This window comes from Parafilimonas terrae, from assembly GCF_900115755.1.
Taxonomy (GTDB): Bacteria; Bacteroidota; Bacteroidia; order Chitinophagales; family Chitinophagaceae; genus Parafilimonas; species Parafilimonas terrae.
The window spans coordinates 1110387-1121366 of the sequence record NZ_FOXQ01000001.1 but is presented as its reverse complement, the minus strand read 5'-3'; the positions used below and the strand labels follow the sequence as shown (position 1 = coordinate 1121366).

The window sequence follows — 10980 nt, the reverse complement described above, 5'->3', positions numbered from 1 at the left end:
CTGTAACTTTCAAAGGGTTTTTAATAAAACTGGTAATGTTTATTCTTGGGTTTACTCTTGATAAGCTTACCTGATTAACTAGCAACTTGAATTAATTACTTCTTCCACTGCTTTTGCTTCAGATGCTGCATCACCCACATTAGATTGTAAAGCCAAAACTTTTGATTCATCTTTACTCAAAGATTGCGCTGCTTTTTTTGCAGCATCTGAATGGCGGCTTGTTATAGCCACTTTCATTCCTGCTTTCAATAATGTTTCAGCAATACCATAACCAATGCCTTTGCTGCCACCGGTTATATAAGCTACTTTATTTTCAAGATCATTCATTTACAAATATTTTGATTGATAAAATTTAAACGATATGCTGCATTTCAAAAACCTGGCCCAACTCCAAATTTGATGCGCATAACTATTTCCCTTTAGGCAGATGGCATTGCTGCTTTTACTGCAGGCACCACTTCCTTTCCAAACAATTCAATGGAACGCATAATTTTTTCCTGCGGAATATCACCATGAATTACCTGCGCTAAAAACCTGGTGTTATTAAATAATTTGTATTGATAAATAAGTTTGTCGGCCACTTCTTTTACACTGCCCACCAGCAACGGGCCTTCGGGCTGGCATAAATATTCAAACTGCTGTTTATTCATGGGGCTCCATCCTCTTTCCTGCCCAATCTTATTCATCATTCTTCCATAAATAACCCAGAATTCATCCCTTGCCTGTTCACTGGTATCAGCTACATATAAATGTTCGTTAATGCATAGCTGCAGTTTGCTTTCATCGTGCCCTGCTTTTTTTGCAGCATTGCGGTATAAATTGGTAAGCTGTGTAAACTGCACGGGGCTGCCGCCAAGAATAGCAATCGTTAAAGGCAAATTCAAACTGCCTGCGCGGATTACGGAAGCCGGCGTTCCGCCAACGGCAATCCATATTGGCAATTGTTGCTGTAACGGCCTTGGATATATGCCAAGGTTACTGATGGAAGCACGATGTGTTCCTTTCCATGTAACTCTTTCCTGCCGGTTGATGTTTAATAAAAGGTCGAGCTTTTCAATAAACAATTCATCATAATCATCCAGGTTATATCCAAACAAAGGAAACGATTCGATGAATGAGCCGCGGCCCGCCATAATTTCTGCACGGCCATTGGATATTAAATCAAGCGTGGCAAAATTTTGAAATACACGCACAGGATCTGAAGAGCTCAAAACCGTAACGGCGCTTATAAACCTTATGCTTTTTGTAATGGTTGCGGCGCCTGCCAATACCATTTCAGGAGATGATACAATATAATCGGGACGATGATGTTCACCTAAAGCAAAAACATCCAGCCCTATTGTATCTGCAAGCTTTGCTTCATCCAGTAAATCCTGTATCCTTCTGTGTGCATTTTCTGCATTGCCCGCTTTATGATCGGGCACAATTTCTCCGAATGTACTTATGCCAAATTCCATGAACTATAATTTATGTAATGTAAAAGTATTGGATAGATGAACAGGAAATTGCAAAGGATAGATGAATGAAAAATTATTCATCACAAACAAAAATCTGAAAACCTATGACCAAAATAAAGTTTGTTCACCGCCTTTACAGGCGCGGAAACAGTGCGAAAAACGGTTAGCAGGGTTGTTGCTGCAAATTGGAAATGCTTTCAAATTCATCAAACAGCTTTACACTTAAGCTTTCAAAAATGCGGAAATAACTATTATATATTTTATGGTTTTGTTTGTTGGGTTTATACCTGTCGGGAACCACAACTGTTTGCGCCGCTTCATCAATCGTTTTATATATGCCCATTTCCACTGCGCTCAGTAAAAAAGCCCCAAGCCCAATGCTGTTATTGCTTTGCTTGCTTGCATATAAAGGCTTATTAAACATATCGGCAATTATTTGTGCACAAAAAGGTATGGAAGCGAAGCTTCCGTTTATGGAAAGGCTTTTAATGCTGCGGTGTTCCTGCAGCGTTTTTCCAATACTGTATATTTCGTATAAAATGCCTTCAATGGTGGCGCGTATAAAATGCTGGCGGCCATGGTTAATATTCAACCCAAAATAGCAGCCTCTTGCATTAGGGTTCCATATCGGCGCCCGTTCTGCCAGCAGGTATGGCAAAAACAATAATCCTTCGGAGCCTGCGTCAACTTTAGCGGCTTCGCTCATCAGCGTGTCCATACTGTATTCTATATCGAAAGGGTTTTTAAACTCGCCGAATTGCCGCGTAAACCAATCGAAAATAACGCCGCCATTGTTGGTTGGCCCGCCGGATACATAATAGCTTTTTGTAAGCAGGTAATTAAAGAAGCGTTGCTTTTCATCCTGCAATACTTTTTTGCCCACAATACGCACGGCGCCGCTGTCTTCAATTGTAATGGTGGCTTTTCCTTCGCCCCAAACGCCGGCGCCAAGTGTGGCAAGGCAGCCATCGCTTGAGCCAATTAAGATTTTTACGCCCGCCGGCAGGCCGAGTGAAGTTTGATAAGCTTTAAGTAACCGGCCCGGCGAATGAAATACCGGCACAAGCTCGGGCAGTTTATCAGCTTTAATACCGGCAAATGCCAGTGCATCGGGTTCCCAGTTAAGCGTATGAATATTTAAAAGGCCTGTTGCAGAAGCAAGGCTGTAATCAATACAATATTTGCCGGTTAATTGCTGAACGATATAACTTTTAATGGATAAAAATTTTGAACTCCTTTTAAATCTCTCTTTATCGTTTTCGTTCATCCATGCAATTTTTATTAAGGGCGACATTGGATGAATGGGTGTGCCCGTGGCTGTATAAATTTTTTTGCAGGCGGGCAATGCATTTAAGGCGGCTGCCACTTTTTTCCCGCGGTTATCACTCCAGGTAATGGCGTTGCCCAGCGGAACGCCGTTTTCGTCAATTGCTAAAACGCTGTGCATGGAAGCGCTGAAGCATATACACCTAACTTTAATTTTCTGCGGATGGATTTTTTCATTCAGCAGGTTTTTCAAAACATATAACATGGTAATGAATATCTGCTCCGGATCCTGCTCACTGTAATCGGGCTGGATATGAAATGTAGGATATGAACCCTTCATTGATGCAAGCAGTTCACCCGAAAGGCTGAAGGCGAAAACCCTTACTGCATTTGTTCCTAATTCTATCGTAATAACGCATTCCATAAAAATTGGGGATTTATTTTTGAAGCAGGTTATTTTTTCTGAATTCACTGGGTGTGAACCCGGTTAATTTTTTGAATGTTGTTGAAAAATGCTGTGATGAATAAAAGCCCGTATCCAAAGCTATAGCCGTTACCGATGCCTCTCCACGTTTTAATAATTTAATAGCTTCAGATATGCGAATGTTAATAAGATAATTTAAAGGAGAAAAGCCGGTATAGTTTTTTACTTTCTCATTAAAGGCTGTGGTGCCAAGGCCAACGAGGGCCGCCATTTCATCAACCGTCCACTGGTAATCCAAACGTTGCCGCAGTTGCTGTTCTAACCGTAAAAAAGTTTGCGGAAAATTACGAAGTGTATTGTTTTGCCGGGTAAGCCCACGTGTAATTATAATAAACAATTCATCTATCAGGTGGTTCACTCTCGTATTAAAACCAATTTCCTGGCAGCATAATTCAGCTTTTATTTTTTCAAGAATAAGCCCGGCTTCTTTCAGTTGCAAATGCAGCGGCCGGTTGTTCATCATAAGAATTTTGCCGATGGTTGATCTTTCGTTTTCTGAAAGGCTGCTCCATTTTCCCGGAACTAATTTCCCGGCCGGATCTATTCTTTCTATTTTAATATTTATCCAGCAAAGTGTTCCTATATCAAGAAAACCTTTGCCGCCGCCAAATTTCTGGCCGGGCAATATCATGGCCACATCGCCGGGATATAAAATATGCTGCCGTTCGTGGATAAGCCATTCGAATTTACCGTCTATTACATAGTAAATGCGCAGGCTGTTAATTGCCGTTGTATTCAAAGAATCCAGCCGGATAGCATTGTTCTTTTTCAGAGCAAGCTCAACAATATGCGGAAACGGCTGCAACTCCCTGGCAGCGTTTTGTTGTAAATAAAATTGGTTCATGCAGCAAGCAGTTAAAAATACAAATTCCCGGCTATTACACCGAATATTTGATTGCATTGTAATAAGTTGGTGATCATAGATATTATTTGTATAAAATTCACCGCCGTAGATTATTGGAAGTTTGGGTGTTGATGTTGGAATATTTTGCAAAAACAATTGTGTTCCGAAAGAGTGCTTAGAGAATTTATCAACTGCTAAAATTTACTTGCTGTATGAAAAACGAACCTTCGTGCCGGAACGCCGGCGTAGGGAGAAAGTTACTTGTTTTTAGTTTATTTTTTCTGCTGGCTTTCTCAGTTAGAAGCCAGACAGTTACCGGTAAAGTAACCGATGAAGATGGTAAACCGCTGCAGGCTGTATCTGTTTTAGTAAAAAACACGAAAACAGGTACTGCCACTGATTCTTCCGGTAATTATAGTATTAAAGCCGGCCCAAATGTTACGCTTGTTTTTAGTTCTGTGGGTTTTGTGAGTATAGAGCTCAATGTAGGGAACCGCTCAGTTGTTGATGCTGTTTTGCCTGCCAATACACAAAACCTGGGCGATGTAGTGGTAACGGCCCTTGGTATTAAAAGAAGTGAAAGAGGCCTGGGGTATTCCACCACAATCGTTAAGCCCGATGAGCTTACAGTAAACCGTACCTCCAATCCCATGAATGCTTTACAGGGAAAGGTGGCAGGTGTAAATATTTCATCGTTAGGCACAGGGCCGGGTGGAACTTCCAAGATACGCATACGGGGCCAGTCGGCCATTACCGGTGGTGGCAGCCCGCTTATTGTAATTAATGGTGTGCCGATAGATAACTCCAGCTTTAACGGTAATACCGTAGGTGTTAGCGGAGGCGGTGTATATGCCGATGGCGGCGACGGCTTGGGAAGCATAAACCCCGACGATATTGAAAGCATGACCGTGCTGAAAGGCGCCCCCGCAGCAGCTCTTTACGGTAACCGTGCTGCCAATGGTGTGATTATGATCACCACAAAAACAAAAGGTAAGAACAGAGGCATTGGCGTTACGTTAAACTCAAATTATACGTTTGAAACACCGCTGGATTTTACCGATTACCAAAACCAGTATGGACAGGGAGAAAATGGCGTAAGGCCAACCACGCCTAACCCCACTTCCGGAGAATGGTCGTTTGGTGAAAAAATAGAGCCGGGTATGACGCAGATACTGTTTGATAATCTTACTGTTCCTTACGTGGCACAGGGAAGCCGTATAAAAGAATTTTACCGTACCGGGCAAAACTTTGCCAACACCGTAACATTGGAAAGCATGGGTGAAAAAGGCGGCGTGCACCTTTCGCTGAATAATACGGAAAACCTCGGTATTACGCCTAATAACAAATTTGGCCGGTACATTGTAAACCTTGGGTTTAATTATGATCTTTCCGATAAATTCAGCTTTGCCGGTAATGTGAATTATTCCAATGAGCGGATTAAAAACCCACCCAACATTGCTAACCAGGATAATTCAATTCCAACTACGCTCATGGCTTTAGCTAATACAATGCCGCTGAAAGTATTGGAGGAAAACAAGTACAATGCAGATGGCAATGAATATGTGTTTTCACGTTTTACAAATCGTACAAACCCTTACTGGGTTTTGGCAGAGCAGTTTCATAATATTAAAAGAGACCGCGTTTTTGGCAACATCTCTTTAAAGTATAACATACTGCCGTGGTGGTGGGTGCAAGGCCGTGTGGGCATGGATTACTACAGCCGCGATGAAGATGTAAATAATTTCCCCACAGGAATTGCTTCAAGGGCGCCGGCCCAGGCTGGCTTTGTAAACGGCGTTTATACACAGGAAGCCCGCCGTAACCGCGAAACAAACCTTGACTTTTTAACGGTAGCCAATAAATCATTCGGGGATTTTGATATAACACTTACTGCAGGTGGTAATAACCGCCGCAACCGCCTTGATATAAATAATGTGCAGGTTACGGATTTTGTGGTACGCGGTCTCTACACCGTGCAGAACGGAAGGGCAAAAAACCCGGTTTATACTTTATCACAGTTTGGCGTTAATTCATTGTATGGATCAGGTGAAATTGGCTGGAAGAAAACACTCTATTTAAACGGAACAATAAGAAAAGATTGGTTCTCTACCCTTTCTAAGGAAAACATGGGCATTATTTATCCCTCAGTATCCGGTTCTTATGTTTTTTCAGAATCACTGGGTAAAGCAGCCCCCTGGTTAACCTTCGGAAAACTAAGGGTTGGTTATGCAGAAGTGGGCAGCGATGGTGATGTTGGGCCTTATGCGGACCAGTTATTCTATACCGTAAATTCCAATACTATTCTTAATCCTTCAGGAACAGCCGTTACAGTAGGTACAAGCGGCAGCACCTTGCCTAATCCAAATCTGAGGCCAATGAGGGTAAAAGAATTTGAGGCCGGTATGGAATTAAGAATGTTCAACAATCGTGTGGGCCTGGATGTGGCTGTGTATAAAAAAACAACTATTGACCAGATATTCTCTGTTCAGATTTCAGATGCATCCGGTTTTCTCAACACGCGCATCAACAGTGGTGAAAGCTATAACAAAGGGTTTGAAGGCCTATTGAATATAACACCTGTTCTTACCAATAATTTCAGGTGGGATTTTACCGCCAACACATCTTACAACATAACCAAAGTAATAAGCATAAGTACGAATACGCCGGGCGAACGGGCCACTATTGGCAGCCATCCGTTCAACGGCGAAGTGCGTGTGGTAGTAGGTGAAGAAATGGGGCAGATAGCGGGTTATGGTTATGCAAGGAATGATAATGGCCAGATGATCTTTCAAAGCAATGGATTGCCATTGCGCACTGATGATTTTGTATTGTTTGGAAGCGGCCTGCCTAAATGGACGGGCGGTTTCTTCAACAGTTTTAATTATAAGGGTGTTTATCTCACTGTTTTAATTGATTATAAACTCGGCAATACAATGTTATCCGGTACCAACTTCAATGCAGTGCGGCACGGTTTGCATAAAATGACGCTGGAAGGGCGTGAAACAGGTTATGTGGTGGGAGATGGCGTATCACAGGACGGGCAAAAGAATACCGCACAGGCGGCAGTGCAAACTTACTGGGAACACCTGCGTACCCAGCAAATTGTTGAACCCGTTGTTTACAACGCAGGTTTCTGGAAGATAAGGCAGGTTTCGCTTGGCTACGATTTTACAAAAAAGCTTCCTGCCAACTGGCCTATTAAAGGGCTTAAACTGGATTTTGTGGCCAACAATGTTTTAATTCTCAAAAAATGGGTAGATAATATAGATCCTGAAACAGTTGGTTATGGAGTTGATAATATGATCGGCCTTGAATCGCCCGGCGTACCTTCTACCAGGAGCATGGGCGTAAATCTAAATATCAAATTTTAATACGATAAGTATATGAAAAAAATATTGAGTTATTGTGCCCTGGCTTTATCAATGGTCACAATTGTGTCATGCACAAAAGGGTTGGAAGATTTGAATGTAAATAAAGTAAACCCCACTTCTCTTGACGCTGTACTGCTTTTAAATAATGCTATTATCAATACTTCATACCCAACAAAAACCGTGGTATATGAAATGTGTATTGTGCAGCAAATGGTAACGCCGAATGGCGGTGTACTGGCCGGCGGAAATTTTAACCAAGATAGCCGTGATGTTACGAATGCACCTACCTGGGCAGGCTATTATCAGAATGTGATTAAATATACGCACGATGCCATAACCAAAACCAAAGACGACCCCGCCCGTGCCAATCTTTATAATATGGCGCGTATATGGCAGGGGTACGCCTTTATGATCCTCACTGATACCTATGGTGCCATCCCTTATTTTGAAGGTGGCGCAGGCGTAACAGACCAGATATTATTACCTAAATATGATCAGCAGCAGGATATTTATAGCGACCTGGTTAAGGTATTTGATGAAGCTTCGGCAGCGCTAAGTACATCGGCAACCGTTGAAACTTCCGATCTTTTGTATGCGGGCAATATTGAGAAATGGAAAAAGCTTGGCTACTCCCTTCTGCTCCGGGCGGGCATGCGCCTGAATAAGGTGGATGCCTCAACTGCGCAAAGCATAGTAAAAAAGGCGGTTGACGGCGGCGTAATAACCGATAACGCAGATAATGCTTACATGCGGCACGACGCCAATTACCTGAATCCCATCGGAAATATGCTTAACAGTACAGAAGCAGCCAACTGGTATCTCGCAAATCCTTTTGTGGATACTTTAAAGACGAATAATGATCCGCGGTTGCAGTCAATTGCGGTGCGTTATAAGGGCGCTACATCAGGCTCCGGCCAAACGGCTGATCTTGCCACCACTGCTCCTGACGACCAGATAGGCATGCCTATGGGTTACGATAATGGAACCATCGTTGCCAAAGCTGCTTCCGATGGCCTTGCCAGTTTTTACGATTACAGCCAGGCTGACCGGAAAAGAATTGCAGCCACATCTTCACCTATGTTTTTTGTTACAGCAGCACAAACTAACCTGCTGCTTGCCGAAGCCAGGTACAGGGGCTGGATAACTACAGGCACGGCAGCACAATTTTTTGAAGATGGCATAAGGGCGCACATGAACCAACTGGCCGCTTACGGAGCCAGCGTTGCTGTGGACGCTTCAGCTGCAGATACGTATATATCCACGCACCCGCTGGTTGCCGGCAGGGAACTGGAGCAGATAAACACACAATATTGGATCGCTTCTTTCTTAAACGGCCCAGAGGCTTTTGCCAATTTCAGGCGCAGCGGTTACCCGGCACTGGCACCTAATCCTTACGGGCAGCCAAATAATCCCGACGTACCAAACGGTACTTTTATCAGGAGGATTGGCTATCCAACTTCCGAATTGTCTGTTAATACGGATAATGTGAATGCAGCCATAGCCATCATGGGCCCTGATAAGCTCAGCACCCGGCTTTGGTGGGATAAATAAAATAAAAGAGGAAAAGCTGGTTACACCTTAAAAATTATATATAGATGTAATACCGCAGGTTAACCGGCTTGTATTCAAAATAAAAATTGTTAAACAGCTTTTGAAACAAAAAGCTGCAAACATCTTTGCAGTATAAAAGTTTTTTATGGAAAAGTTCAGGAGCTCAGGCTGGTTTGGAAAGAAAGATAAGGATGGAATTATTTACAGGAGCTGGATGAAAAATGAGGGTATGCCGCCCGACATGTTTGATGGCCGGCCTGTAATTGGCATTTGCAATACATTCAGCGAATTCACGCCCTGCAATGCACATTTCAGAACACACGCAGAATCGGTTAAACGCGGTGTGCTGGAAGCTGGTGGTTTTCCGCTGGAATTTCCTATAATGAGTTTGGGCGAAACCCTGCTGAAACCAACTGCCATGCTTTTCCGCAATCTTGCCAGCATGGATGCAGAAGAATCTATTCGCGGCAATCCTATCGACGGCGTGGTGCTGCTTACCGGCTGCGATAAAACCACGCCTTCCACGGTAATGGGTGCCGCAAGTGTTGGCCTGCCTACAATTGTAGTTCCAGGCGGCCCCATGCTGAATGGAAAATACAAAGGCACAGATATAGGTTCCGGCACACATGTGTGGAAGTTTGATGAAGACATGAAAACCGGGCGGATGACGGTGGAGGATTGCGAATTTGCTGAAAGCTGTATGAGCCGCAGCATTGGCCATTGCATGACGATGGGAACCGCTTCCACCATGGCCTGCATGGTTGAGGCATTGGGCTTAACGCTTTCGGGCGCGGCTGCTATTCCTGCAGCTGATTCAAGAAAAAAAGTAATGGCGCAGTTAAGCGGCAGAAGGATTGTTGATATGGTAAAAGAAAACCTTACCATCGATAAAATACTTACAAAAGAAGCTTTTGAAAACGCTATAAAAGTGAATGCGGCGGTTGGCGGCTCGTCTAACTTTTTAATTCATTTAATGGCTATAGCCGGAAGAATTGGAATTGATTTAAAGCTGGAAGATTTTGACAGGCTTGGAAGTAACATTCCTTTGCTTTTAAACCTTATGCCTTCCGGGAAATATTTAATGGAAGATTTTTATTACGCCGGCGGCCTTCCTGTTATTTTAAATGAATTGAAAGATCACCTGCATAAAAATGTAATAACGGCAACGGGCAAAAACCATCATGAAAACATAACAGGCAAATGTGATTGTTATAACGCTGATGTAATTGCTTCTATTGATAAACCTTTTATTGAACATGCAGGTTGCGTGGTGGTAAAAGGCAACCTTGCAGAGAACGGCGCTGTAATAAAGCCATCGGCGGCAACACCTGCTTTAATGAAGCACCGGGGCCGTGCCGTTGTATTTGAAAGCATTGAAGATTATCATGCAAGAATTGATGATGATAACCTTGATATTGATGCAGGTTGTGTAATGGTATTAAAATATGTAGGGCCGGTTGGTTATCCCGGCATGCCCGAAGTTGGCAACATGGCTTTGCCTAAAAAAATATTGCAGCAGGGCATAACAGACATGGTGCGTATTTCAGATGGAAGAATGAGTGGTACCGCTTATGGAACTGTGGTTTTGCATGTTTCGCCTGAATCGGCTATCGGCGGCAATCTTGCACTGGTTCAAAACGGCGATATGATTGAATTAGATGTAGAGCAAAGAAGGCTTCACCTGGATGTAAGCGATGAAGAGCTTGCTGAAAGAAAAAGGAAATGGTCGCCGCCTGCACCGGCTGCCACAAGGGGTTATGTTAATTTATATGTCAACCATGTACAGCAGGCAGATAAAGGGGCCGACCTTGATTTTTTGGTTGGCAATTCCGGCTCAGAGGTAACAAGGGATTCGCATTAAAATTCCGGCCAGGCCACAATAGCGGTTTAACCAAAGGTTTGTAAATACATTTTTTGAATCATCCATCAGGCGGGTTTTGCTTTGTCTGGAAAAAGGCGTTATAAATTTCTGCGATTATCTGCGAAACAAATACCTGCATTTATTCA

Annotated in this window: 7 protein-coding genes; 3 read left to right on the top strand and 4 right to left on the bottom strand. The window is 43.1% G+C overall.

Annotated elements, in window-relative coordinates; all coding sequences use genetic code 11:
- Positions 1 to 78: 78 nt before the first annotated feature.
- The 4 genes from BM015_RS04800 to BM015_RS04785 form a co-directional block, all read right to left on the bottom strand.
- Complete coding sequence (locus BM015_RS04800; RefSeq protein WP_090655062.1) at positions 79 to 327, bottom strand: SDR family NAD(P)-dependent oxidoreductase; 249 nt, start codon at positions 325 to 327, stop codon at positions 79 to 81.
- Between the two features lie 92 nt (positions 328 to 419).
- On the bottom strand, positions 420 to 1457 hold the full coding sequence (locus tag BM015_RS04795; protein WP_090655059.1) for an LLM class flavin-dependent oxidoreductase: 1038 nt from the start codon (positions 1455 to 1457) through the stop codon (positions 420 to 422).
- Positions 1458 to 1620: 163 nt separating this feature from the next.
- Complete coding sequence (locus tag BM015_RS04790) at positions 1621 to 3147, bottom strand: gluconokinase (protein ID WP_090655295.1); 1527 nt, start codon at positions 3145 to 3147, stop codon at positions 1621 to 1623.
- Positions 3148 to 3160: 13 nt separating this feature from the next.
- Positions 3161 to 4051, bottom strand: a complete 891-nt coding sequence (locus tag BM015_RS04785; protein ID WP_090655293.1) for a helix-turn-helix domain-containing protein — start codon at positions 4049 to 4051, stop codon at positions 3161 to 3163.
- 212 nt (positions 4052 to 4263) lie between these two features.
- On the opposite strand from BM015_RS04785, the gene BM015_RS04780 reads away from it, so the two are divergent.
- The 3 genes from BM015_RS04780 to BM015_RS04770 all read left to right on the top strand — a co-directional run bounded on the left by BM015_RS04780 (position 4264) and on the right by BM015_RS04770 (position 10834).
- On the top strand, positions 4264 to 7422 hold the full coding sequence (locus tag BM015_RS04780; protein WP_090655056.1) for a SusC/RagA family TonB-linked outer membrane protein: 3159 nt from the start codon (positions 4264 to 4266) through the stop codon (positions 7420 to 7422).
- Positions 7423 to 7434: 12 nt separating this feature from the next.
- The gene (locus tag BM015_RS04775) at positions 7435 to 8973 is read left to right on the top strand and encodes a SusD/RagB family nutrient-binding outer membrane lipoprotein (RefSeq protein WP_090655053.1); all 1539 of its coding nucleotides are present in this window, start codon (positions 7435 to 7437) and stop codon (positions 8971 to 8973) included.
- A 145-nt stretch (positions 8974 to 9118) separates the two neighbouring features.
- Positions 9119 to 10834: an IlvD/Edd family dehydratase gene (locus tag BM015_RS04770; RefSeq protein WP_090655051.1), complete on the top strand. Its 1716-nt coding sequence runs from the start codon at positions 9119 to 9121 to the stop codon at positions 10832 to 10834.
- The last annotated feature ends 146 nt before the right edge of the window (positions 10835 to 10980 follow it).